This is a genomic window from Zhengella sedimenti (assembly GCF_046506625.1).
Lineage (GTDB): Bacteria > Pseudomonadota > Alphaproteobacteria > Rhizobiales > Rhizobiaceae > Zhengella > Zhengella sedimenti.
On the sequence record NZ_JBKFFP010000002.1, the window covers coordinates 581,189 to 603,204 of the forward strand.

The 22,016-nt window shown below is 64.8% G+C and carries 24 protein-coding genes; 9 read left to right on the plus strand and 15 right to left on the minus strand.

The features are described from left to right. The first annotated feature begins 13 nt into the window (after positions 1–13). Genes ACLB6G_RS08345 through ACLB6G_RS08355 form a run of 3 tightly spaced genes read left to right on the plus strand, consistent with a single transcriptional unit; the run spans position 14 to position 4,802 of the window. The gene (locus ACLB6G_RS08345) at positions 14–1,309 is read left to right on the plus strand and encodes a M16 family metallopeptidase (protein WP_410355681.1); all 1,296 of its coding nucleotides are present in this window, start codon (positions 14–16) and stop codon (positions 1,307–1,309) included. A gap of 11 nt (positions 1,310–1,320) precedes the next feature. Next, a complete protein-coding gene (locus tag ACLB6G_RS08350) occupies positions 1,321–1,920 on the plus strand; it encodes a GNAT family N-acetyltransferase (protein WP_410355682.1) in 600 nt (199 codons plus the stop codon). Between the two features lie 32 nt (positions 1,921–1,952). Then, positions 1,953–4,802, plus strand: coding sequence for an EAL domain-containing protein (locus ACLB6G_RS08355; protein ID WP_410355913.1), 2,850 nt, complete (start codon positions 1,953–1,955; stop codon positions 4,800–4,802). 44 nt (positions 4,803–4,846) lie between these two features. Here ACLB6G_RS08355 and ACLB6G_RS08360 read toward each other — a convergent pair whose 3' ends face one another. Next, on the minus strand, positions 4,847–5,425 hold the full coding sequence (locus ACLB6G_RS08360) for a YqgE/AlgH family protein (RefSeq protein ID WP_410355683.1): 579 nt from the start codon (positions 5,423–5,425) through the stop codon (positions 4,847–4,849). A 248-nt stretch (positions 5,426–5,673) separates the two neighbouring features. Between ACLB6G_RS08360 and ACLB6G_RS08365 the strand changes: the two genes are divergently transcribed. Then, positions 5,674–6,426 (plus strand): protein-disulfide reductase DsbD domain-containing protein, encoded by a 753-nt coding sequence (locus ACLB6G_RS08365; RefSeq protein WP_410355684.1) that lies wholly within the window; start codon positions 5,674–5,676, stop codon positions 6,424–6,426. A 92-nt stretch (positions 6,427–6,518) separates the two neighbouring features. Next, positions 6,519–7,022, plus strand: coding sequence for a peroxiredoxin (locus ACLB6G_RS08370; RefSeq protein ID WP_410355685.1), 504 nt, complete (start codon positions 6,519–6,521; stop codon positions 7,020–7,022). 198 nt (positions 7,023–7,220) lie between these two features. On the opposite strand, the gene ACLB6G_RS08375 is transcribed toward ACLB6G_RS08370, so the two are convergent. The 12 genes from ACLB6G_RS08375 to coxB form a co-directional block, all read right to left on the minus strand. Continuing rightward, complete coding sequence (locus ACLB6G_RS08375; RefSeq protein WP_410355686.1) at positions 7,221–7,418, minus strand: hypothetical protein; 198 nt, start codon at positions 7,416–7,418, stop codon at positions 7,221–7,223. Then, positions 7,402–7,884, minus strand: coding sequence for a ribonuclease HI (rnhA, locus tag ACLB6G_RS08380; RefSeq protein ID WP_410355687.1), 483 nt, complete (start codon positions 7,882–7,884; stop codon positions 7,402–7,404). Before rnhA ends, ACLB6G_RS08375 begins: the two co-directional genes overlap by 17 nt. After that, positions 7,881–8,849: a homoserine kinase gene (locus ACLB6G_RS08385; protein ID WP_410355688.1), complete on the minus strand. Its 969-nt coding sequence runs from the start codon at positions 8,847–8,849 to the stop codon at positions 7,881–7,883. The genes rnhA and ACLB6G_RS08385 overlap by 4 nt, the downstream gene beginning before the upstream one ends. Then, positions 8,849–9,850 (minus strand): 4-hydroxy-3-methylbut-2-enyl diphosphate reductase, encoded by a 1,002-nt coding sequence (gene ispH, locus ACLB6G_RS08390; protein ID WP_410355689.1) that lies wholly within the window; start codon positions 9,848–9,850, stop codon positions 8,849–8,851. The genes ACLB6G_RS08385 and ispH overlap by 1 nt, the downstream gene beginning before the upstream one ends. A gap of 54 nt (positions 9,851–9,904) precedes the next feature. Further along, positions 9,905–10,651, minus strand: a complete 747-nt coding sequence (locus ACLB6G_RS08395; RefSeq protein WP_410355690.1) for an SURF1 family protein — start codon at positions 10,649–10,651, stop codon at positions 9,905–9,907. Beyond that, complete coding sequence (locus tag ACLB6G_RS08400; RefSeq protein ID WP_410355691.1) at positions 10,648–11,034, minus strand: DUF983 domain-containing protein; 387 nt, start codon at positions 11,032–11,034, stop codon at positions 10,648–10,650. The genes ACLB6G_RS08395 and ACLB6G_RS08400 overlap by 4 nt, the downstream gene beginning before the upstream one ends. Before the next feature lie 107 nt (positions 11,035–11,141). Further along, entirely contained in the window at positions 11,142–12,026 is an 885-nt protein-coding gene (locus ACLB6G_RS08405) for a cytochrome c oxidase subunit 3 (RefSeq protein ID WP_410355692.1), read from the minus strand. A gap of 18 nt (positions 12,027–12,044) precedes the next feature. Further along, the gene (locus ACLB6G_RS08410; protein ID WP_410355693.1) at positions 12,045–12,647 is read right to left on the minus strand and encodes a cytochrome c oxidase assembly protein; all 603 of its coding nucleotides are present in this window, start codon (positions 12,645–12,647) and stop codon (positions 12,045–12,047) included. An 8-nt stretch (positions 12,648–12,655) separates the two neighbouring features. Continuing rightward, the gene (locus ACLB6G_RS08415; protein ID WP_410355694.1) at positions 12,656–12,808 is read right to left on the minus strand and encodes a hypothetical protein; all 153 of its coding nucleotides are present in this window, start codon (positions 12,806–12,808) and stop codon (positions 12,656–12,658) included. Next, the gene (locus ACLB6G_RS08420) at positions 12,805–13,755 is read right to left on the minus strand and encodes a heme o synthase (RefSeq protein WP_410355914.1); all 951 of its coding nucleotides are present in this window, start codon (positions 13,753–13,755) and stop codon (positions 12,805–12,807) included. Before ACLB6G_RS08420 ends, ACLB6G_RS08415 begins: the two co-directional genes overlap by 4 nt. Before the next feature lie 109 nt (positions 13,756–13,864). Continuing rightward, positions 13,865–15,517 carry a cytochrome c oxidase subunit I gene (ctaD, locus tag ACLB6G_RS08425; RefSeq protein ID WP_410355695.1) on the minus strand — a complete coding sequence of 551 codons (1,653 nt, stop codon included), beginning with the start codon at positions 15,515–15,517 and terminating at the stop codon, positions 13,865–13,867. A 26-nt stretch (positions 15,518–15,543) separates the two neighbouring features. Next, on the minus strand, positions 15,544–16,428 hold the full coding sequence (gene coxB / locus ACLB6G_RS08430) for a cytochrome c oxidase subunit II (RefSeq protein WP_410355696.1): 885 nt from the start codon (positions 16,426–16,428) through the stop codon (positions 15,544–15,546). Between the two features lie 420 nt (positions 16,429–16,848). Between coxB and ACLB6G_RS08435 the strand changes: the two genes are divergently transcribed. The 4 genes from ACLB6G_RS08435 to ACLB6G_RS08450 all read left to right on the plus strand — a co-directional run bounded on the left by ACLB6G_RS08435 (position 16,849) and on the right by ACLB6G_RS08450 (position 20,001). After that, positions 16,849–17,325 (plus strand): invasion associated locus B family protein, encoded by a 477-nt coding sequence (locus tag ACLB6G_RS08435; RefSeq protein ID WP_410355915.1) that lies wholly within the window; start codon positions 16,849–16,851, stop codon positions 17,323–17,325. 82 nt (positions 17,326–17,407) lie between these two features. Further along, positions 17,408–18,823 carry a metalloprotease TldD gene (gene tldD, locus ACLB6G_RS08440; RefSeq protein ID WP_410355697.1) on the plus strand — a complete coding sequence of 472 codons (1,416 nt, stop codon included), beginning with the start codon at positions 17,408–17,410 and terminating at the stop codon, positions 18,821–18,823. Positions 18,824–18,900: 77 nt separating this feature from the next. Then, complete coding sequence (locus tag ACLB6G_RS08445) at positions 18,901–19,287, plus strand: DUF302 domain-containing protein (protein WP_410355698.1); 387 nt, start codon at positions 18,901–18,903, stop codon at positions 19,285–19,287. 12 nt (positions 19,288–19,299) lie between these two features. Further along, the gene (locus ACLB6G_RS08450; protein ID WP_410355699.1) at positions 19,300–20,001 is read left to right on the plus strand and encodes an NAD-dependent deacylase; all 702 of its coding nucleotides are present in this window, start codon (positions 19,300–19,302) and stop codon (positions 19,999–20,001) included. Between the two features lie 6 nt (positions 20,002–20,007). Here the strand turns inward: ACLB6G_RS08450 and ACLB6G_RS08455 are convergent, their stop codons facing one another. Together ACLB6G_RS08455 and ACLB6G_RS08460 are read right to left on the minus strand one after the other, a co-directional pair. Then, complete coding sequence (locus ACLB6G_RS08455; protein WP_410355700.1) at positions 20,008–21,249, minus strand: class I SAM-dependent RNA methyltransferase; 1,242 nt, start codon at positions 21,247–21,249, stop codon at positions 20,008–20,010. Then, the gene (locus ACLB6G_RS08460) at positions 21,246–22,013 is read right to left on the minus strand and encodes a TlyA family RNA methyltransferase (protein ID WP_410355701.1); all 768 of its coding nucleotides are present in this window, start codon (positions 22,011–22,013) and stop codon (positions 21,246–21,248) included. Before ACLB6G_RS08460 ends, ACLB6G_RS08455 begins: the two co-directional genes overlap by 4 nt. Positions 22,014–22,016 lie beyond the last annotated feature (3 nt).

Below are 22,016 nucleotides of genomic sequence, written 5' to 3' on the forward strand. Positions count from 1 at the left end.
AGAAAGGTTTTTCATGGGTGTGGAAGTCAGCCGTCTGTCGAACGGCCTCGTCGTTGCCACCGAAACCATGCCGCATCTGGAAAGCGTCACGCTGGGTGTGTGGATCAAGTCGGGCTCGCGCAACGAGCGCGACGACGAACACGGCATCGCGCACCTCCTGGAGCACATGGCCTTCAAGGGAACGGGCAGCCGGACCGCCCGGCAGATCGCCACCGACATCGAGGATGTGGGCGGCGAGATCAACGCGGCGACCAGCGTGGAAACCACTTCCTTCTATGCCCGCGTTCTCAAGGACGACGTGCCGCTGGCCATCGACATCCTGGCCGACATCCTGACGGATTCGCGTTTCGACCCGCAGGAACTGGAGCGCGAGCAGCATGTCATCCTGCAGGAGATCGGCGCGGCGCACGACACGCCCGATGACATCGTGTTCGACCGTTTCACGGAGACGGCGTTCCGGCACCAGACCATCGGCCGCTCCATCCTGGGCACGCCGGAAACGGTGGAAAGCTTCACCTCGCAGCACCTGCGCGACTACATGGAGCGCCAGTATGGCGCAGACCGCATGATCCTGGTGGCGGCCGGCGGCCTGGACCACGAGAAGTTCGTGCGCGAGGCGGAAAGGAAATTCGGCCATTTCCGCGCCAAGGCCGCCGCACCCTTCCCGCCCTATGCCCATTACGTCGGCGGCGACTACCGCGAAAGCCGGAAGCTCATGGATGCGCAGATCCTGCTCGGCTTCGAGGGCCGCGCCTATCACGTGCGCGATTTCTACGCCTCGCAGATCCTGTCCTCCATCCTGGGCGGCGGCATGTCGTCGCGGCTGTTCCAGGAAGTGCGGGAGAATCGCGGCCTGTGCTATTCGGTCTACGCCTTCCACTGGGGCTTCTCGGACACCGGCGTCTTCGGCGTCCATGCCGCGACCGGGGCGGACGACATCGCCGAACTCGTGCCGGTTCTGCTGTCGGAACTGCGCAAGACGGGCGAACATATCGGCCAGGACGAGCTGGACCGGGCGCGGGCGCAATACCGGGCGGCGCTGGCGATGAGCCGGGAAAGCGCGACCAGCCGGGCCAGCCAGATCGCCCGCCAGATGCTGCTGTTCGGGCGCCCCATCGACAGCGAGGAACTGATGGACCGGCTGTCCAAGATCACCGTGGACCGGCTGACCGATCTCGCCCAGCGGCTGTTCGGCGGCCTCCAGCCGACGGTCGCGGCCATCGGTCCGATCGACACCTTGCCGCATTACGAGGCGGTCGCCAGCGCGCTCGGTTCGGGAACCGGCGAATTGCGGCGGCTTGCCGTCTGATCCCGGGGACCATGCTGACGCTGCCCGGATTGCGGCTTTACGGTCCTGTCCTTGTTCACCGGCGCGTGCTGCTTCGCCGGCCTGCCTTTTCCGATCACGCCGCCTGGGTGGCACTGAGGGCCGAAAGCCGGGCGTTCCTCGAACCCTGGGAGCCTGAATGGCCGCCCGACGACCTGACCCGGCCGGCCTGGAAGGAACGGATGCGGCGCTATCGCGCCGATGTGTCACAGGGAACCGGGATGCCCTTCTTCATCTTCATCGACGGCGGATCGGTGCTGGCCGGCGGCATCAGCATAGGCCACATCCGGCGCGGCGTCGCGCAATCGGGCCAGATCGGCTACTGGATGGGCGCACGCCATGCGGGGCAAGGGCTCATGAGCGAAGCGCTTGGCGCCCTCATTCCCCATGCCTTCGGCGAACTCGGCTTGCACCGGCTCGAGGCCGCCTGTATTCCGGACAACAAGCGGTCGGTCGGCGTGCTTGAAAAAGCCGGATTTCAGCGCGAAGGACTGCTTCGGTCCTATCTCAAGATTGCCGGCGAATGGCGGGACCATCTTCTCTATGCGCGCATCAACGATGGCGCAAAAACCAGCGGGGCTTGGGACGGGTGAACGGGGCAAGAGCCATCTTCGTGCATGTGGTCATGGCGCTGGCCATGGTGCTGGCGCTTGCGGTTCCCGGCGCCAACGCCTTCGAGGCGATCAAGATCAGCCGCGACGACGTGGCGCTCGACCTGTCGCGCGCGGTCGACATCTATCGCGGCCGCGGGGCCAATTTCCAGACATCGACGGCGCCCGGCGCCGACGGCATCGTGCGGCGCATCGAGGTGGAGGCGCTGGAGCCGGAAACCAGCAATGACTGGGCCGTGTTCGCCATCGCCAACCCGACCGACCAGCAGCTTGACCGGATCATCGTGGCGCCGCATTACCGGCTGCCCGGTTCGGGGCTGTTCTGGCCGGATCTCGGGTCGCGGCGCATCGTCAACATCACGCCGTCGGAAGGCTTCGCGCTCGACCGGGAGGAAGCCCCCGACGCCGATGTGTTCCGCGTGACCATCAATCCCGGCGCGGTGGTGACCTTCGTGGCGGAACTGGCATCGGCGCGCCTGCCGCAGGTCTATCTTTGGGAACCCGAGGCGTACAAGGACACCGTCAATTCGTTCACGCTGTTCCGCGGCATCGTCATCGGCATCGCCGGCCTGCTGGCGCTGTTTCTCACCATCCTGTTCGTGGTCAAGGGCACCACACTCTTTCCCGCCACGGCGGCGCTGGCATGGGCGGTGCTTGCCTATGTCTCGATCGACTTCGGCTTCCTGAACCGGGTCATCGAGATATCGCCCGGCAGCGAGCAGGTATGGAGGGCCGGATCGGAGGTGGCGCTTGCGCTGACGCTGGTGCTCTTCCTGTTCAGCTATCTGAACCTCAACCGGTGGCACATGCATTTCGCCTATGGCGCGGTCCTGTGGGTGCTGCTGCTGATGGGCCTGGCGGGCGTGGCTGTGTTCGACCCGCCCGTGGCGGCGGGCATTTCGCGCTTCTCCTTCGCGCTCACGGCGGCTGTCGGACTGGGCCTCATCATCTACCTGTCGTTCCAGGCCTATGACCGCGCCATCATGCTGATCCCGAGCTGGCTGCTGACGCTGGCCTGGCTGGCGGGCGGCTGGATGACCGTGACCGGCATGATCGACAACGACATCATCCAGCCGGCGCTCGGCGGCGGGCTGATCCTGATCGTGCTGCTGATCGGCTTCACCGTCATGCAGCATGCCTTTGCCGGTGGCGCCCTGCACCAGGGGCTGTTTTCCGACATGGAAAGGCAGGCGCTGGCAATTTCGGGCTCGGGCTACATGGTCTTCGACTGGGATGTGGCGCGCGACCGTGTCGTGACCCGGCCGGACGTATGCAGGCAACTGGGCCTGGCCTCCGGCACGCTGCGCGGGCCGGCGCGCAACTGGCTGCCGGTGCTCCACCCGGATGACCGCGACCATTTCCGGACCACGCTCGACATGGTGCTCGAACACCGGCGCGGGCGCATCCACCAGGCGTTCCGCCTGCGCGGGGCCGACGGCCACTACCAGTATTTCGTGCTGCGCGCGCGCCCGGTCATCGGCTCCGACGGCGAGGTGATCCGCTGCGTCGGCACGCTTGCCGATGTCACGGAACAGAAGAAGGCCGAGGAACGGCTGCTGCACGACGCGGTGCATGACAACCTGACAGGACTGCCGACACGCGAACTCTTCATGAGCCGCCTGGAGGGGATCATCGCCATCGCCCAGACCGAGGAGAAGGTGAAGCCCACGATCTTCGTGATCGACGTGGACCGCTTCAAGCAGGTCAACGAGGGTCTCGGCATTTCGGCGGGAGACACCATCCTGCTGACGCTGGCGCGGCGGCTTTCGCGGCTGCTCAAGCAGAAGGACACGCTTGCGCGCTTTTCCGGCGACCAGTTCGCGCTGGCCCTGCTTTCCGAACAGAACCCGGCACGGATTGCCGCGTTCGCCGATGCCGTGCGCAAGGCGATCAGCGCGCCGATCACCTTCGCCAAGCGGGAGATCGTGCTGACCGCCTCCATGGGGCTCGTCACCTGGAACGGAACGCAGCAGACCGCGGAGGAACTGGTCAAGGACGCGGAATTGGCGCTGCACCAGGCCAAGCGCTTCGGCGGCGACCGGATCGAACCGTTCCGGCCGGCATTCCGCACCATCGGCACCGACAAGCTGACGCTGGAGGCCGACCTGCGGCGCGCCATCGAGCGACAGGAACTGGCGCTGGCCTATCAGCCGATCGTCAGCCTGAAGGACGGCGCCATTGCCGGCTTCGAGGCACTGGTGCGCTGGGAGCATCCCCGACGCGGCACGATCCCGCCCAGCGACTTCATTCCCATCGCCGAGACGTCCGGGCTCATCGTTCCCATCGGCCTGTTCGCCATGCAGGCGGCCGCGGGCGATCTCAAGGCATGGCTCGGCGAGACGGCGAAGGATGACCTTTTCGTCTCCGTCAACCTCTCCAGCCGCCAGCTTATGCGCCAGGATCTCGTCGCGGATGTGCGCTCGGTGCTGTCGCGCACCAATCTGCCGCCATCGAATTTCCGGTTGGAACTGACCGAATCCCTCGTCATGAGCAATCCGGAACAGGCGGCCTCGGTGCTCAAGCGGCTGCGCCAGACCGGCATCGGCCTTTCGCTCGACGACTTCGGCACCGGTTTCTCGTCGCTCTCCTACCTCACCCGCTTCCCCTTCGACACGCTGAAGATCGACAGAAGCTTCCTGGACTCCGATTCGCCGCAACGCATTGTCCTGTTGCGCTCCATCGTCAACATGGCCCGCGACCTCGGTCTCAAGGTCGTGGCGGAAGGCGTGTCAGACGCGCAGGTCGCCGAGGATCTCGCCGAGGCCGGCTGCGACTATGTGCAGAGCTTCATGTTCGGCGAACCGATGGAGCCCCAGGCCGCGCTCCAGGCGATCAAGGAACAGAACCCCCTCGTCGCGGCCTGACACGCGCAAGCGGTTGCCGGTGGCGTCGACCGGTGAAGGCATGGTCACGCGTGCCCGGCATCCATGCTGAGAAAGACCGGGTCAATGCCGAGACTGTCGAGGGCGAGTTCATAGAGCCGGTCGATATCCGCCTCGAAGACCAGATCGGCGGAGGCCGGACAGGTAAGCCATCCATTCGAGCCGATTTCCTGTTCAAGCTGGCCGGGCGCCCATCCCGCATAGCCCAGCGCCATGATGGCCTGTTGCGGACCGTAGCCCCTGGAAATGGCGCGAAGAACATCAATGGTGGCCGTCAGGCAGAGGCCCGTGCCGATTTCCATTGATGAATCGGCTGCGTAATCGCCGGTATGAAGCACGAAGCCGCGGCTTCGCTCGACCGGTCCGCCGTCGCGTACGATCATGTCGCGGGCCGAGGGCGGCAGCCGGATCGCGTCGGCCTCGCCGATGATGCCGAGTTGTACCAGCAGATCGGGAAAAACCATGTCCTGGCGCTTGTTGATCACCAGCCCCATGGCGCCGTCGGCAGAATGCGCGCACATGTAGATCACGGTCTTTTCAAACCGCGTGTCCGCCATGCCCGGCATGGCGATCAGGAATTGTCCATCAAGCCAGTTTCCGCTCATTGCTTGCCTCCATCCCTTGAAACGTAGCGCCAAACCGGCCGGTCCGAAAGCCCCCGCCGACGATGACGGTAACAGATTTGCCGCCCATGCGCGGTGGCCTTCACGGCCGGCTCATCAATTCGTCATCAGGCGCGGCCTTGCATGTAAGCCTCCGGGCGGGCATCAAGTTCCGGACAGAAACGGAAAACCCTGATGCCGAAATGACCCGATCCGCGCTAGCCCTGGTCCTGATTGCCGCAACCCTCGCCATGGGCGGCCGCGCCGGCGCGGCCTCCACCGCGTGGCAGGACACCGAGGGGGCAAGGCTGCGTCTCGTTGTCGAAGACCGGCCAGATGCCGGCGGGACCCTGCGCGGGGCGCTGGAGATCCAGCTTGCACCAGGCTGGAAAACCTATTGGCGCGAACCCGGCGATGCCGGCGTTCCACCGCAACTGTCGCTCGAAGGCAGTTCGAACGTCGACGGCGTCGCGATGCGCTTTCCCGCACCCGTGCGGTTCACCGACGAATGGTCGACCTGGGCGGGATACGATGTGTCGATGGCGATCGCGCTGGAATTTGCGACGCCGCGGCCATCCGAACCCGTGACGGTGAATGCGACGGCCTTCCTGGGGATCTGCGAGGATATATGCATCCCCGTCCAGATGTCGTTCATGCTGGAAACGGATCCTGCACGCACCGGCAGCGAACCGGCCGTCACAGATGCTTTTGCAGCGCTTCCAGACGCCGCCCATGAGGGTTTCTCACTCACGGAAGCCAGCATGGAAGAGGGAGCCGTGATCCTCGAGGCCACCGTGCCGGGCGATGGCGACGAGGCAGAACTTTTCCTGGCTCCGGCAGGCGGCTGGGCACTCGACGTCGCGGAGCGCGTCGAGGCTGGCAAAGGGGTTTCGGTGTTTCGTGCCGTCATCCTGTCCACACCCAAAGGCGCTGCGCCTCCTGACATCGACTACACACTCGTCCGCAAGGGTGAGGCGGTAAACGGCCAAATACAGGCGCAATAATCGCGCCACCCCTTTACTGGATCTGCAAGCGTCCTAAATGTCAGTCGGCCGCGCCTGTCCATGGCGGGTTTTTTCCAGCAAGGAGGTTCTTCATGACGATTTCGGTCGGCGAAAAACTGCCGGACGCCAAGTTTACCGTGTCCATGGCAGACGGCCCGGCCCAGCTGAGCACTGACGACGTGTTCGCGGGCAAGACGGTTGTGCTGTTCGGTGTTCCGGGCGCGTTCACGCCCACCTGTTCCATGAATCACTTGCCGGGTTTCATCGAACATCACGATGCGATCAAGGCCAAGGGCGTGGACACGATCGCCGTGGTGGCAGTCAATGATGTGTTCGTCATGAAGGCCTGGGAGAATGCGACCGGCGGCAAGGACAAGATCCTCTACCTCGCCGACGGCAGCGGCGCCTTTGCCAAGGCCACCGGCCTTGACATCGACCTCAGTGCGGCCGGCCTCGGCATTCGCTGCAAGCGCTTTTCCATGATCGTCGAGGACGGCAAGGTGAGCGCGCTCAACATCGAGGACACGCCGGGCAAGGCCGAAGCCTCCAGTGCGCTTGGCATCCTGGCCCAGCTTGGCGAGGAACGCGCTGCCTGATTGCAGTACAAAAAGCCCGCGGCGCCATGCTGCGGGCTTTTCCCTCTACAGGACGGAAAACCGGCTCCCACTTTTCCCGGGATTGGGTTTCCCGTGCACAATCCCGGACGGAAAACCGGCGACCACTTTTCCCGGGATCGGGTTTCCCCTGCGCAATCCCGGACGGAAAACCGGCGACCACTTTTACTGGGATTGCTTCTAGTCCCGATCCATTCCCGCGCGCGAACGGATGAAGCCGGCCAGCAGCCCGGCGATGGCGCCGCCGGCAAGGCCGGAGCCGAACGTGGCCAGCGAGAAGCTGTCTGCAACGAACCAGACCGTCGCCCCGCCGATCATCGCTCCGAGCAGGGCATAGGCCGCAAGGCGGGCGAGCGGATCGTCAGGCCGTCTTGCCATCGCCCTGTTCCCGCCGCGCGCCGGGCCGCTTTGTCTTGAACGGCTCCATCCCCTGGCGCGCCAGTTCGTCGGCACGTTCGTTTTCCGGGTGGCCGGCATGGCCCTTGATCCAGTGCCAGGTCACGTCATGGCGGTTGCGCGCCTCGTCCAGCGCCTGCCACAGTTCAGCGTTCTTCACGGGCTTCTTGGCCGCCGTCTTCCACCCGTTCTTCTTCCAGCCGTGAATCCAGCCCTTGATACCGTCGCGCACATAAACGCTGTCGGTATAGAGATCGACCTTGCAACGCTCTTTCAGGGCGCCCAGACCCGCAATGGCGGCCATGAGTTCCATGCGGTTGTTCGTCGTCTCGGGCTCGCCGCCATTCAGTTCCCTGACATGGCCATTGAACCGGAGAAGCGCGCCCCAGCCGCCGGGGCCGGGATTGCCGGAACAGGCGCCGTCAGTAAAGATCTCGACCGCCTTCATATCGCCTCCAGGCCATAGTCCCTGGCGTCGCGCACCTGGGCATGGAAGCGCAGGCGGCGCAGATATTCCTTCGGATCCTTCTTGGTGACCACCGCGCCTTCCGGCGTGTTCAGCCAGTCGTAAAGCCGTGTCAGCAGGAAGCGCAGCGCCGCGCCGCGCGCCAGCAGCGGTAGGGCATCGCGTTCGGCAGGCGAAAGCGCGCGCACCGTCTGGTAGCCGGCGAGCAGTGCCTGCCCCTTGGTGATGTTGAAGGAGAAATCGCGCTCGAAACACCAGGCGTTCAGGCAGATCGCCACGTCATAGGCGAGCAGATCGTTGCAGGCGAAATAGAAGTCGATCAGGCCGGAAAGTTCCGCACCGAGGAAAAAGACATTGTCCGGGAAAAGGTCCGCATGGATGACACCGGCTGGCAAGTCCTTCGGCCAGGTTGCTTCCAGGATATCGAGTTCGCCGGCAATTTCGGCATGCAGGCCCGGTTCCACCTCGTCGGCGCGCGCTGCGGCCAGGTCGAAGAGCGGGCGCCAGCCGTCAACGCCGAGCGCGTTCGCCCGGGCCAGGTCAAAGCCCTCGCCGGCCAGGTGCATGCGCGCCAGCGCCGCCCCCACGGCGCGGCAATGGCCGGCATTGGGCCGGCGCGGCCACATGCCTTCCAGGAAGGTGACGATTGCCGCGGGACGTCCGGCAAGCCTGCCGATGGCGCCGCCGTCGGCGCGCTTGACCGGCTGCGGACAGGTTACCCCGCCTGCCGCCAGATGCTCCATAAGGCCGATGAAGAAGGGCAGGTCGTCCGGGTTCACGCGCTTTTCGTAAAGGGTGAGAATGAAGTGGCCTTCGCTCGTGTGAAGGAGGAAGTTCGAATTCTCCACCCCCTCGGCAATGCCCTTGTAGGAGAGCAGGCCGCCGACCGGATAATCGGCGAGAAAGGCGGACAGCTCTTCCTCGGAAATGTCGGTGTAGACGGCCATTACCGGTCCCCGTTCACAAAGGCCATGTCGGCGGCGGTCAGTTCCACGTCGCGCAAGGTCCGCATGACCGGGAAGGTTTCGTTTTCCTCTGCCGTCAGCGCGATGTCGAGCGTGACGTCGAAACGCTGGCGGAAGGCGGCGATGATCTCGTCGACGATGATCTCCGGCGCCGAGGCGCCAGCCGATATGCCGACCGTCGCAACCCCTTCCAGCAAGGTCCAGTCGATCTCGGCGGCGCGCTGGACAAGCGTTGCACGGCTGGCGCCGGCCCGCTCTGCAACCTCCACCAGGCGGCGGGAATTGGACGAGTTGGGCGCGCCGACGACCAGGAACAGGCCGCAACCGGGCGCGGCCTGCTTGACCGCTTCCTGGCGGTTCGTCGTGGCATAGCAGATGCTCTCGGCCGCAGGTGCATGGATGCCGGGAAAGGTCTCTTCCAGGGCGGCGATGATGCCGGCGGTATCGTCCACCGAAAGCGTGGTCTGCGTGACGAAGCCGAGCGCGGTGCCTTCCGGAACACGGAAACCACGGGCATCGTCTTCCGTCTCGATCAGCGACACGGCGCCTTCGGGCAACTGGCCCATCGTGCCGATGACCTCCGGATGGCCGGCATGGCCGATGAGCAGGACGTGACGGCCAAGACGCTGGTGCCGCATGGCCTGCTTGTGCACCTTGGAGACCAGAGGGCATGTGGCATCGAGGTATAAAAGGTTGAGCGCCTCGGCATGGGCGGGCACGGATTTCGGAACGCCATGGGCGGAAAACACCACCGGCGCGTCGCGGTGATCCGCGGGGATTTCGTCCAGTTCCTCGATGAAGACCGCGCCGCGGGCGCGCAGGCCCTCGACCACGAACTTGTTGTGCACGATCTCGTGGCGGACATAGACGGGCGCGCCGTATTTCTTCAGCGCCAGGACGACGATCTGGATGGCCCGGTCGACGCCGGCGCAGAAGCCGCGCGGCTCGCACAGTCTCAGGGTCAATGGGGGCTTGGCAGGCATGGCTTCACCGGTTCGGGGACATGTCTGTCCAAGTGGCTGCCAGGGCCGCTCCTGTCAAGGGCGCCGCCTTATGGCAAAGGCGATCCACACGCCGGCAAGCGCGACGGCAAGCCCGTACCAGGTGATGGCGTATTGCAGATGGTTGTTGGGCAGGTTGACCAGTGTCACGCCTCCGACCGGCAGGCCGCCCGGATTGGCCGTGTCATCGGCATCGAGGAAGAAGGGCAGCACCTTGTCCGGGTCGAGCCCCGCACTGGCGGCCATCGCCTCCAGGTCCTTCCAGTAATAGATGTTCGCCGCGAGATCGTTTTCATAGACGCCTCCCGGCTTTTCGGCGAGCGGGTTGCGGGCAAGACCGGTGACGGTGACGACGCCGGCGGTCTGTCCCGCCTCGCGCGTTGCCGGATCCTTGCGGTCAAACGGCACGAATCCGCGATTGACGAACAAAACGCGGCCATCGGCAAGGCGCAACGGCGTATAGACATAGTAGCCGGAAGACCCCTGATGCGTGGCAAAGAAATGCTGCTCGCCGCCGTGCTCGAAAGTGCCGGTGGCCATGGCCGGAAGGTAGTCCACGTCTCCCGTCCCGGCGAAGAGCGTCTCGACTCCGGCGAGCGGCAGCGGCGCCGATGCCATGCGCTCGGCGATCCTGTCGATGAGCCCTTCCTTCCAGGCCAGCCGGCGGACCTGCCAGTTGCCGAGCCCGACAAGGATGACGAGCGCCACCAGCGCCAGCGCCGTGAGCAGCCAGAAGCCGCCACGACGATGGCGTCCTGCCACAGCCGGCTTTCCATCCGTCATTCGCGGCCCTCGATGCGCCCTTCGGCCGCCTTGTTGGCGTATTGGAGCGTGATCAGCACGCCCTTGATGACCCTGAGCGCCGTCAGGCAGAGGACAAGGGTTAGCGGGATCCACAACAGCATGTGGACCCAGATCGGCGGTCCGTAGTTCACCTCCATCCACAGGGCGAGACCGACGACGATGAAGCCGACAATCAGCATGACGAAGATGGCAGGTCCGTCTCCCGCGTCGGCGAAGGAATAGTCGAGCCCGCAAACGCCGCAGCGATCCTTGAGGTTCAGGTAGCCTGCGAAAAGCCTGCCCTCGCCGCAGCGCGGACAACGCGCGCGCACGCCCGCCTGGACCGGATCGACGGGCGGATAATGGGCCTGGTCGTCATTCATGACAGTTCCTTTTGCAATTCACGAACAGGGGGCGGCCATGATTGCCATGACCGCCCCCCATTTCCCAATGCGACAAGTGGCAGCGCGGCACTCCCGCGCCAGCGCGATCAGTGATGCGCGATCGGCGCTCCCCAGGATGCCCAGACATAGATGCAGAAGAAGAGGAAGAGCCACACCACGTCGACAAAGTGCCAGTACCAGGCAGCCGCCTCGAAACCGAAGTGCTGTTTTGGCGTGAAATCGCCCTTCAACGCCCGGATCAGGCAGACGAGCAGGAAGATCGTGCCGACGAACACGTGGAAGCCGTGAAAGCCGGTCGCCATGAAGAAGGTCGCGCCGTAAATGGAGTTCTTGAAGTCGAACGGCGCAACGGAATACTCGTAAACCTGCACGAAGGAGAACAGGACACCGAGGGCGACGGTCATCACCAGCCCCCAGACGAGGCCCTTGCGGTCATTGTGCAACAGCGCGTGGTGCGCCCAGGTCACCGTGGTGCCCGAAAGCAGCAGGATGATGGTGTTGTAGAGCGGCAGGTGCAGCGGATCGAGCACCTCGATGCCCTGCGGCGGCCACTGCCCCCCGGTATATTCGGCGCGCATGACCTGGCTCGCGTCGTTCGGATAGAGGCTGGCATCGAAGAAGGCCCAGAACCATGCAACGAAGAACATCACCTCCGAGGCGATGAACATGATCATGCCATAGCGCAGGTGAAGCGACACGACGCGGGTGTGGTGCCCCTCATGGGCTTCCTTGATCGTATCGGACCACCAGGCATACATCACATAGAGGATGATGAGCATGCCGACAGCGAAGAGACCCCAATTCAGGTTGGACAGGGTCAGGCCGAAGAGCGAGAACTCGGAATTGTTGATGGCCCGCATCCAGGCAATGGCGCCAAGGGCCGTGATGAAAGCGCCCAGCGAGGCGAGAGCCGGCCACGGGCTCGGGTCGATGATGTGGTAGTCGTGATGCTTTGCGTGTTGGTCCGCCATGTCGATCCCCGCGGTTGCTTATTCTTCAATGCTGTTGGTTGTGGTCGTGCTGTCAACCGGCGCTGACGCGACCGGAGACCCCTCGGCATCGACCGGGAAGAAGGTATAGGAAAGCGTGATGGTTCGTAAGTCCTTGAGTTCCTGCTGGTCGACGATGTCGGGATCGACATAGAAGACGACCGGCATGTCAAGCGACTCGCCCGGCTTGAGCGTGGTCTCGGTGAAGCAGAAACACTGCACCTTGTTGAAATAGGCACCTGCCAGCGACGGCGAGACGTTGAATGTGGCGGAACCCGTGACCGTTCGATCAGTGCGGTTGTGTGCCAGGTAACTGATCTGCGTGGTTTCACCGATCTTGAGCGTCACCGAGCGTTTCTGAGGTTGGAAATCCCAGGGTACACCGGAGGTGTTCGCATCGAAGCGCACGGTGATGTCACGGTCCAGAACGCGGTCGGAATAGGTATCCACCCGCTGGGTGGTGCCACCATAGCCGGTGACGCGGCAGAACAGGTCATAGAGCGGAACGGCGGCATAGGCGGCCCCGACCATCGTCAGGGCCATACCGGCCCCGAACATTGCCACTTTCACATTTGCCCGCTTGTTCCTGCTGTCCTGTTCCATGTCCTGCCTCACAACGGCCTGTTCACGATGGCGCCGCCCTTGATGAAGGTCACCACGTAAAAGACGATGACCAGCGCCCCCAATGCCAGAGCGATCGCAATCGAGCGGCTGCGGCGCGCCTTGCGTTGCTTTTCCGTCAGTTCCACGCCGTCATCCTTCATGCCATGCCCCCGGCGATCAGGCGGAGCATGTCGGCGGCCAGAACATCAACCAGGATGGCTGCGAACAAGGCAAAAAGATAAAGGATGGAAAAGCCGAACAGCTTCTTTGCCGGTATCATGCGCTCGTCGCCATCCTTCATGCGGAAAACGCCAAAGGCATACCAGACGAAGACGGCACCCATGACGGCCGCGAACAGGCCGTAGCCGGCGCTGGCGAAACCCAGGAGCCAGGGCGCCACGCCCACCGGAGCGAGGATGAGGCTGTAGACGAGGATCTGGCGACGTGTGGACCTTTCACCACGAACATTGGGAAGCATGGGAATGCCGGCGGCGCCATAGTCCTTGCACTTGAACAATGCGAGCGCCCAGAAATGCGGCGGGGTCCAAAGGAAGATGATGGAGAAGAGGACGACGCTTTCGATGCCGATTTCCCCGGTCGCGGCAGCCCAGCCGAGCATGGGCGGGAAGGCGCCAGCCGCGCCGCCGATGACGATGTTCTGCGGCGTCGAACGCTTCAGCCACATGGTGTAGACGACGACATAGAAGAAGATCGTGAAAGCGAGGATCGCCGCGGAAAGCCAGTTGACCAGGACGCCGAGCGTCAGGACCGACAGGAAGGAAAGGATCAGGCCGAAGCTCAGCGCCTCCTGCGGCCGGACACGGCCGGACGGCACGGGCCGCTTCGCCGTGCGGCTCATCACCGCGTCGATATCGGCGTCATACCACATGTTCAGCGCGCCCGAGGCGCCGGCGCCCACGGCAATGCAGAGGATCGCGACGATGGCGATGAAAGGATTCACGGCACCGGGCGCGGCCACGAGCCCGACAATCGCCGTGAAGACCACCAGCGACATGACGCGCGGCTTCAGCAGTTCGATGTAGTCGCCTGCCGTCGCCTCCGAGATGCGGTAGACGTCCCTGCCTGCGGTATCCTCGATGAGCGCCATTTCTTCCCGACCTGTCATTCCCGGCTTGCACGCCGTTGTCGTTGTGTTGTCTCAAGGCCTGCCGCCGGCGGGCGGCGGCAGGCCATTTCGTTGTTCAGGGCATCCGCCGTCACTTGATGCGCGGCAGTTGCTCCCACTGGTGGAAGGGCGGCGGCGAAGGCAGCTGCCATTCCAGCGTCGTGGCGCCCTCGCCCCACGGATTGGCGCCGGCCTCACGCTTGCGCGAGAAGGCTTCCCAAACGCCGTAGAGGAAGATCAGCACCGCAAAGGCGGAGAGGTAGGAGCCGATCGACGACACGTAGTTCCAGCCCGCGAAGGCATCCGGGTAGTCGATATAGCGGCGCGGCATGCCGGCCAGACCCAGGAAGTGCTGCGGGAAGAAGACAAGGTTCACGCCGATGAAGGTGACCCAGAAATGGGCGCGCGCCACGGTCGAGTTGTACATGTAGCCGGTCATCTTCGGGAACCAGTAGTACCAGGCGGCGAAGATGGCGAAGACGGCGCCCAGCGACAGGACGTAGTGGAAGTGTGCCACCACGTAGTAGGTGTCGTGCATGGCGCGGTCGAGGCCGGCATTGGCGAGCTGGACACCGGTGACACCGCCAACGGTGAACAGGAAGATGAAGCCGATCGCCCAGAGCATGGGCGTGCGGAAGGAAATGGACCCGCCCCACATGGTTGCGATCCACGAGAAGATCTTCACACCCGTCGGGACCGCGATCACCATCGTGGCGAACACGAAATAACGCTGCGCGTCCAGCGAGATGCCGGTCGTGTACATGTGGTGCGCCCAAACGATGAAGCCGACCACGCCGATGGCGACCATGGCATAGGCCATGCCGAGGTAGCCGAAGACGGGCTTGCGCGAGAAGGTCGACACGATGTGGCTGATGATGCCGAAGGCCGGCAGAATCAGGATGTAGACCTCCGGGTGACCGAAGAACCAGAACAGGTGCTGGAACAGGATCGGGTCGCCACCGCCTTCCGGAGAGAAGAAGGCCGTGCCGAAATTGCGGTCGGTGAGAAGCATCGTGATGGCGCCGGCGAGCACGGGCAGCGAGAGCAGCAGCAGGAAGGCCGTGATCAGCACCGACCAGGCAAACAGCGGCATCTTGTGCAGGGTCATGCCGGGCGCACGCATGTTGAAGATCGTGGTGATGAAGTTGATCGCACCCAGGATGGAGGATGCACCGGCGATGTGAAGGGCAAGGATCGCCAGATCAACGGCCGGCCCCGGCGTGCCCGAGGTCGACAGCGGCGGATAGATGGTCCAGCCGCCACCCACGCCATATCCGCCGGCAGGACCGGGAACGAACATGGAGAGGACCAGAAGGATGAAGGCCGGCGGAACGAGCCAGAAGGAGATGTTGTTCATGCGCGGGAAGGCCATGTCCGGCGCACCGATCATGATCGGCACCATCCAGTTGGCGAAACCGCCGATGAGCGCGGGCATGACCATGAAGAAGATCATGATGAGGCCGTGCGCCGTGGTGAACACGTTGTACATCTGCTTGCCGGCATCCAGCGCGGCAGCTTCCGGCGTGCCATAGACCATGGTGGCCAGGCCGTCGAAGAACTGGATGCCCGGCTCCTGAAGCTCGATGCGCATGCCGACGGACAGGAGCCCGCCGACGATGCCCGCGATGATCGCAAAGATCAGGTACAGCGTCCCGATATCCTTGTGATTGGTCGAATAAACCCACCGGACCCAGCCTGTCGGCTTGTGGTCGTGATGGGCGTCGTGCGCTGCAGATTCAGCCATGGATCCCACTCCGTTCCTTCAAATTCTTACTCGGCGGCCTCGGCCGCGCCGGCGTCGGCGACTTTCGTCCCGCCCGCCAAGGATGCCATCAGGGCGCGATTGGCGCCGGCCAGGTCGTTGGCGGCGGCGGTAATCCAGGTGTCGTATTGCTGCTGGCTGACGACCCGGATGGCGATCGGCATGTAGGCGTGGTCCTTGCCGCAAAGCTCGGAACACTGTCCGTAATAGACGCCTTCCTTCTCAGCCTTGAACCAGGTCTCGTTCACGCGGCCGGGCACGGCATCCACCTTGACGCCAAAAGACGGCATCGCAAAGGAATGAATGACGTCGGCAGCCGTGACGAGAAGACGCACGGTGGTGTCGACCGGCACGACAACATCGTTGTCGACGGCCAGAAGGCGCGGATAGGCCGCCACATCCTGCTTGCCGTACTGCTCCCTGTCGGCTTCCTGGAGCATGACCGAATCGAAGGTCACCGCCCCTTCCTCGTTCTGGTACTCATAACCCCAGTACCACTGGTAACCCGTCGCCTTGACGGTCAGCGCAGGCTCTTCCGGCGGCGTGTACTGCGCGGTCAGCAAGCTGAAGGACGGCACCGCGATGAACAGCAGGATGACGACCGGACCGACCGTCCAGATCACCTCGATCAGCGTGTTGTGGCTGGTGCGCGACGGGTTCGGGTTGGCGCTGGCGCGGTATTTCAGCGACACCCAGACAAGCAGCGCGAGCACCAGCAGCGTGATCGGAACAATGAACCAGAGCGTGTACTGCTCGAACCAGCGCACTTCCCGCATGATCGGGGTTGCGGCATCCTGGAGCGTCATCTGCCAGGGCCTGGGCTGGTCTGCAAATGCAGCCGTCGCGAAAAACGCGGCGGTTGCGGCGGCAAAGCTGGCGGCAATCCGTTTCATACCGTTCCTGTCTCCCCATCGGCCCGAAAGGCCGTACATTCTTGCACCAAGCGCGGCCCGTGCGGGCGCGGGCCGGTTTGATCTAGGTCAAACCATATTCCCCAGCCGCGCGCAAGGAATTGCCGCATCCGGCAGGGGTTCGTTTGATGTGCGCATTTTGTCGCACCCTTTCGCAAACCCCTGTTTTTCATGGCATTTGCATTTTGTCGCATAAGAGCCGGGTTTGACCTATGTCCGGGATGTGCGGGCGGCGGCCCCATTTCCGGCCAAATCGGACGGCATGGGCGGCAGGTGTCGCGGGCATGCGCAGTTGCAGCGGGTTTGCAATTGCCGCGCGCCGTCGCATTGTAGTCCCTCGTGATTCGCAGCGGAGCTTCAGCCTTGTTCCACTTGTCCAGAAAGTCGGCCGCATTGCTGGTCATGTTCGCCACCATGGCCGCCGGCAGCGGGCCGGCCGCAGCCCAGCAGACGGGAATCGTCCGGTCGACCCATGGCGCGTGGAAGATGATCTGCGACACGCCGCCCGGCGCGGCGACCGAACAATGCGCGCTTATCCAGAATGTGGTCGCGGAAGACAGGCCGGACCTGGGCCTTTCGGTCATCGTGCTGCGCACGGCCGACAAGAAGGCGGAAATCATGCGCGTGCTGGTGCCGCTCGGCGTTTTGCTCCCCAACGGGCTGGGTCTCTATGTGGATGGCAAGGACATCGGCAAGGCCTATTTCGCCAAGTGCTTCCAGGATGGCTGCTATGCCGAGGTCATCCTTGAGGAACCGCTGGTTTCCACGCTGAAGGAAGGCGAATCGGCGACCTTCATCGTGTTCCAGACGCCCGAGGAGGGCATCGGCATCCCCGTGGAACTTTCCGGTTTCACCGAAGGCTTCGCCGCCCTGCCCTGACGGGTGCAGGGCTCACGGCGCCCGTGACAGTGCCGCCGCCCTTTCCTATATGGTCGGCAGACCGCGCGGAAAGGACCATTGCATGACCGACAGCCTGATCAGCCGTTTCGACATCGACGAGGCCGCCGTCAGGCGGGTTGTATCGGACAGCCTCGCCCTGGCCGATGACGGTGAACTCTATCTCGAATATCGCGAAGGCGAGGCGCTCGTTTTCGACAACGGGCGGCTCAAGACGGGGAATTTCAACACCGAGACCGGGTTCGGCCTGCGCGCTGTTGCCGGTGAGGCAACCGGCTACGCCCATGCCTCGGAACTGACCGGCAAGGCGCTTTCCCATGCCGCCGATGCCGTTTCGGCGGTCACGCGGGGTTACCGCGGCACGGCGGACGTGGCGCCGGCCGGCACCAATGTGAAGCTCTACGGCGACCTCAATCCAATCGAATCCCCGGCGTTCGGCGAGAAGGCCCGCCTGCTTGAGACCATCGACGCCTGGCTGCGCGCGAAGGATCCGCGGGTGCGCCAGGTGACGGCTTCGCTGGCGGCGAGCTGGCAGCATGTGGAGATCCTGCGCGCCGACGGCCACCTGGTGCGCGACATCCGCCCGCTTGTGCGGCTCAGCATATCTGTCGTCGCCGGGGATGGCGACCGGCAGGAGACCGGCAGCCACGGCATGGGCGGCCGCAAGGGCTTCGGCGAATTCCTGGCCGAGGAATCCTGGCAGACGGCGGCCAGCGAGGCGCTGCGCCAGGCGCTTGTCAACCTGGAGGCGCGCCCTGCCCCGGCGGGCACGCTGGACGTGGTGCTGGGCAACGGATGGCCCGGCGTCATGCTGCACGAGGCGGTCGGCCACGGGCTGGAAGGCGATTTCAACCGCAAGCAGACCTCGGCGTTTTCGGGCCTCATGGGGCAGCAGGTGGCGGCAAAGGGCGTCACCGTGATCGATGACGGCACGATCGCCGAACGGCGCGGTTCGCTGACCGTTGATGACGAGGGCACGCCCTCGGGACACAACGTGCTGATCGAGGACGGCATCCTTGTCGGCTACATGCAGGACCGGCAGAACGCGCGCCTGATGGGCATGAAGCCGACGGGCAACGGGCGTCGCGAGAGCTATGCCCACCAGCCGATGCCGCGCATGACCAACACGTTCATGGCCGGCGGCGACAGGACGCCCGAGGAAATCATCGCGTCTGTGGACCGGGGCCTCTATGCCGTTTCCTTCGGCGGCGGGCAGGTCGACATCACATCGGGCAAGTTCGTGTTCGGCTGCACAGAGGCCTACATGATCGAGAACGGCAAGGTGACCTATCCGGTCAAGGGCGCGATGCTGATCGGCAACGGGCCGGAGGCGATGAAGCGCATCACCATGATCGGCAACGACCCCGCGCTCGACACCGGTATCGGCATGTGCGGCAAGGCCGGACAGGGCGTGCCGGTGGGCGTCGGACAGCCGCACCTGCGCATGAACGCGATGACGGTGGGTGGCACCGAACACTGAACGGGCAGATGCCCCGCGGGAACCGCCATTGCGGTTCATGTATTCACGGGGTGATGCAATCCTGAGAGGAGCTTTCCATGGCCTATACGATCGACCGCACCTTCACCGGCAGCGACTTTGACGCCATTGTCGAGCGCACGAGGTCGGCGCTGGCGGATGCCGGCTTCGGCGTCCTGACGGAGATCGACGTCAAGGCGACGATGAAGAAGAAGATAGACGTCGACATGCCGGACTACCTGATCCTCGGCGCCTGCAATCCCGGCATGGCCAACGAGGCGATCAAGCTGGAGCCGAGGATCGGCGCCATGCTCCCGTGCAATGTCATCGTCCGCGCCACGGATGAGGGGGTGACGGTGAGCGCCGTCGATCCGGTCGCCTCCATGCAGGCGGTCGGGAACGAGGGCCTTTCGGCGGTGGCGGGGACCGTGCGCACCATGCTCGCCAAGGCCGTCGAGGCGATCTGAGGTGGGCCACGCATGACGCCATCGTCCATCGTCATCCTGACCGGGGCCGGAATCTCGGCGGAAAGCGGCGTCGACACGTTTCGCGACAAGGACGGTATCTGGTCGAAATACGACCTGAACGATGTCGCCACGCCGGAGGGCTTTGCCCGCAATCCCGCCCTTGTGCATGACTTCTACAACCAGCGCCGGGCGGGCCTGGCCACGGTGAAGCCGAACCCGGCGCATGAGGCCCTTGCGCGGCTGGAGCGGGAATTCGGTGGCGATTTCCTGCTGGTAACGCAGAATATCGACGACCTCCACGAGCGGGCGGGGTCGAAAAAGCTCATCCACATGCATGGCGAACTGACGCGCGCCTTCTGCGCCAATTGCAACATCCGCTGCGACGCGGGAGACGCGCTTTCCGCCGTTTCGGTCTGCGGCGCTTGCGGCTCGAGGGGCTTCATGCGGCCCGATGTCGTGTGGTTCGGCGAAATGCCCTACCAGATGGAGCGGATCTACGCGGCGCTGAATGCCTGCGACCTGTTCGTTTCCATCGGCACCAGCGGCAATGTCTATCCGGCGGCGCAATTCGTGCAGGAAGCCGGGCGGGCCGGCGCCCATACGCTGGAACTCAATCTTGAGCCCTCGCTCGGCTTTTCCGATTTCGCCGAAGCCGAGCATGGGCCGGCCGGCACCATCGTGCCGCGGTGGGTCGACCGGCTGCTGGCGGGCTGACCCTGCTCAGCGCCGCCTGACCGGCTTTTCTAGCAATGCGACCGCCTCGACATGGGCGGTATACAGGAACTGGTCATAGGGCGTGACCGAGAGAAGCCGGTAGCCCCCGGAGATCAGGATCTCCAGGTCGCGCGCCAGCGTGACCGGATTGCAGGACACGGCGGCGACCTTGCGGACATCGGCCTTGGCCAGATGGCGTGCCTGGGCTTCCGCGCCGGCGCGCGGCGGATCGAAGACCAGCGCGTCAATACCGATGAGTTCGCGCGGCAGGAGCGGGCGCTGGAACAGGTCGCGCCGCTCGACCGTCACCTTTTTCAGGCCGGCCGTCGAACGGAAACCGCCATCGAGGGCGGCCAGCGCCGGGCCGTCGCCTTCAACGGCGTGGACCTGCATCCGTTCCGCCATGCGCAGGGCAAAGGCCCCTGCCCCGGCAAACAGGTCGGCGGCCTGTTTCGCCTTGCCAAGATGGGCGATCACTTCACCGGCCATGGCCGCCTCGATGGCCGGCACGGCCTGCAGGAAGCCGCCGGGCGGCGGCACGACCGTGGCCGTGGCGAAGCGGATCTGCGGCTTGACCGGTTCCAGCACGATCTCGCCATCGACGGACAGGCGCGCCCAGCCGTTTTCCAGCACGAGTTGGGCGGCGCGCTTGCGCTCGGCTTCCGGCAGCTTGCCGGACTTGCGGATGGCGATGTCGAGGCCGGTGTCCGTCACCGTCACGATCATGTGGAAGGGTTTGGACAGGCCCGCAATGACAGCCGCCAAGCGGCGCAATTGCGGCAGGGCGGAGACGATGCGCGGGTCGGTGACCGGGCACTCCTCCACCTGGAACAGGCTGTAGGAATAGGGGCCGTGAAAGCCGAGCACGGCGCCGCCCTCGCCATGCTTGGCCGACAATTGCACGCGGCGGCGCTCGCCCGGACCGCAGGTCACGAGGTCGCCGACCGGCGCCTCGATGCCGCGCGCCTTCAGCGCATCGGTGACGAGGGCGCGCTTCCACGCGCGATAGGGTTCTGCCTGCCAGTGCTGGAACTGGCAGCCGCCGCAAGCGGTGAAATGACGGCAGACCGGATCGATGCGTTCGGGCGAAGCCTCAAGCACAGCCAGCACCTCGTGCTTCTTGCCGGCCGGCTGGGCATTGACCGTTTCGCCGGGCAGGGTGAAGGGCACGAAGACCTGTCCTTGCGGCGTGTTGGCGATGCCGTCGCCCTGGGCGCCGAGATGGTCGATGGTTGCCTTGATGGTCATGCGCGGTCCCTGATGCCGGCGAGGAGGAATTCGCGATTGCCGTCCGCGCCCTCGATGGCGGAGGGCGCGATGCCGAGGGCGCGCCATCCGGGCTGGCCGTCAAGCCAGCGGCGGAGGTCTTCGGCAATCGCCGGTCCCTGCGCGGGGTCTTTCAGAAGGCCGCCCTTGCCGATGGCCTGGCGGCCGGCCTCGAATTGCGGCTTGACGAGCAGCAGGCAGCGCGCGCCCGGCGCGGCCAGTGCCAGCGCCGGCGGCATGGCCAGCTTCAGCGAGATGAAGGAAACGTCGCAGACGATCAGGTCGGGCGCGTCATGGGAAAGATGGTCGGCGGTGAGGTCGCGCGCGTTCAGCCCCTCGATTGAGGTCACGCGCGGATCGGCCGCGATATCGGGGTGAAGCTGGCCGTGGCCGACATCGATGGCGGTGACACGGGCAGCGCCGCGTTCCAGCAGGACCTGCGTGAAGCCGCCGGTCGAGGCGCCCACATCGAGCGCATGGGCGCCCCTTGCGTCGAAGCCGAAATGATCGAGCGCCGGCGCCAGCTTCAGGGCTGCGCGCGAGACATAGGCCCGTGCCGGGTCGGTGACGGTTATGGCGGCACCGGCCTCGACCATCTGGCCGGGCTTGGCGGCGGTCACGCCGTCGACCGCCACGGTGCCGCGCGCAATGGCGTCGCGGGCGCGCGAGCGCGAGGCAAACAGGCCACGCTCGGCCAGAAGCTGGTCGAGGCGGATCCGTTCGGAAGTGGTGACGGCAGCATTCATGCG

Bases quoted from the DNA above. Each gene is read 5' to 3' on its own strand.
- ACLB6G_RS08345 (WP_410355681.1), top strand. From the start codon at position 14: ATGGGTGTGGAAGTCAGCCGTCTGTCGAACGGCCTCGTCGTTGCCACC.
- ACLB6G_RS08350 (WP_410355682.1), top strand. From the start codon at position 1,321: ATGCTGACGCTGCCCGGATTGCGGCTTTACGGTCCTGTCCTTGTTCAC.
- ACLB6G_RS08355 (WP_410355913.1), top strand. From the start codon at position 1,953: ATGGCGCTGGCCATGGTGCTGGCGCTTGCGGTTCCCGGCGCCAACGCC.
- ACLB6G_RS08360 (WP_410355683.1), bottom strand. From the start codon at position 5,425: ATGAGCGGAAACTGGCTTGATGGACAATTCCTGATCGCCATGCCGGGC.
- ACLB6G_RS08365 (WP_410355684.1), top strand. From the start codon at position 5,674: ATGGGCGGCCGCGCCGGCGCGGCCTCCACCGCGTGGCAGGACACCGAG.
- ACLB6G_RS08370 (WP_410355685.1), top strand. From the start codon at position 6,519: ATGACGATTTCGGTCGGCGAAAAACTGCCGGACGCCAAGTTTACCGTG.
- ACLB6G_RS08375 (WP_410355686.1), bottom strand. From the start codon at position 7,418: ATGGCAAGACGGCCTGACGATCCGCTCGCCCGCCTTGCGGCCTATGCC.
- rnhA (WP_410355687.1), bottom strand. From the start codon at position 7,884: ATGAAGGCGGTCGAGATCTTTACTGACGGCGCCTGTTCCGGCAATCCC.
- ACLB6G_RS08385 (WP_410355688.1), bottom strand. From the start codon at position 8,849: ATGGCCGTCTACACCGACATTTCCGAGGAAGAGCTGTCCGCCTTTCTC.
- ispH (WP_410355689.1), bottom strand. From the start codon at position 9,850: ATGCCTGCCAAGCCCCCATTGACCCTGAGACTGTGCGAGCCGCGCGGC.
- ACLB6G_RS08395 (WP_410355690.1), bottom strand. From the start codon at position 10,651: ATGACGGATGGAAAGCCGGCTGTGGCAGGACGCCATCGTCGTGGCGGC.
- ACLB6G_RS08400 (WP_410355691.1), bottom strand. From the start codon at position 11,034: ATGAATGACGACCAGGCCCATTATCCGCCCGTCGATCCGGTCCAGGCG.
- ACLB6G_RS08405 (WP_410355692.1), bottom strand. From the start codon at position 12,026: ATGGCGGACCAACACGCAAAGCATCACGACTACCACATCATCGACCCG.
- ACLB6G_RS08410 (WP_410355693.1), bottom strand. From the start codon at position 12,647: ATGGAACAGGACAGCAGGAACAAGCGGGCAAATGTGAAAGTGGCAATG.
- ACLB6G_RS08415 (WP_410355694.1), bottom strand. From the start codon at position 12,808: ATGAAGGATGACGGCGTGGAACTGACGGAAAAGCAACGCAAGGCGCGC.
- ACLB6G_RS08420 (WP_410355914.1), bottom strand. From the start codon at position 13,755: ATGGCGCTCATCGAGGATACCGCAGGCAGGGACGTCTACCGCATCTCG.
- ctaD (WP_410355695.1), bottom strand. From the start codon at position 15,517: ATGGCTGAATCTGCAGCGCACGACGCCCATCACGACCACAAGCCGACA.
- coxB (WP_410355696.1), bottom strand. From the start codon at position 16,428: ATGAAACGGATTGCCGCCAGCTTTGCCGCCGCAACCGCCGCGTTTTTC.
- ACLB6G_RS08435 (WP_410355915.1), top strand. From the start codon at position 16,849: ATGTTCGCCACCATGGCCGCCGGCAGCGGGCCGGCCGCAGCCCAGCAG.
- tldD (WP_410355697.1), top strand. From the start codon at position 17,408: ATGACCGACAGCCTGATCAGCCGTTTCGACATCGACGAGGCCGCCGTC.
- ACLB6G_RS08445 (WP_410355698.1), top strand. From the start codon at position 18,901: ATGGCCTATACGATCGACCGCACCTTCACCGGCAGCGACTTTGACGCC.
- ACLB6G_RS08450 (WP_410355699.1), top strand. From the start codon at position 19,300: ATGACGCCATCGTCCATCGTCATCCTGACCGGGGCCGGAATCTCGGCG.
- ACLB6G_RS08455 (WP_410355700.1), bottom strand. From the start codon at position 21,249: ATGACCATCAAGGCAACCATCGACCATCTCGGCGCCCAGGGCGACGGC.
- ACLB6G_RS08460 (WP_410355701.1), bottom strand. From the start codon at position 22,013: ATGAATGCTGCCGTCACCACTTCCGAACGGATCCGCCTCGACCAGCTT.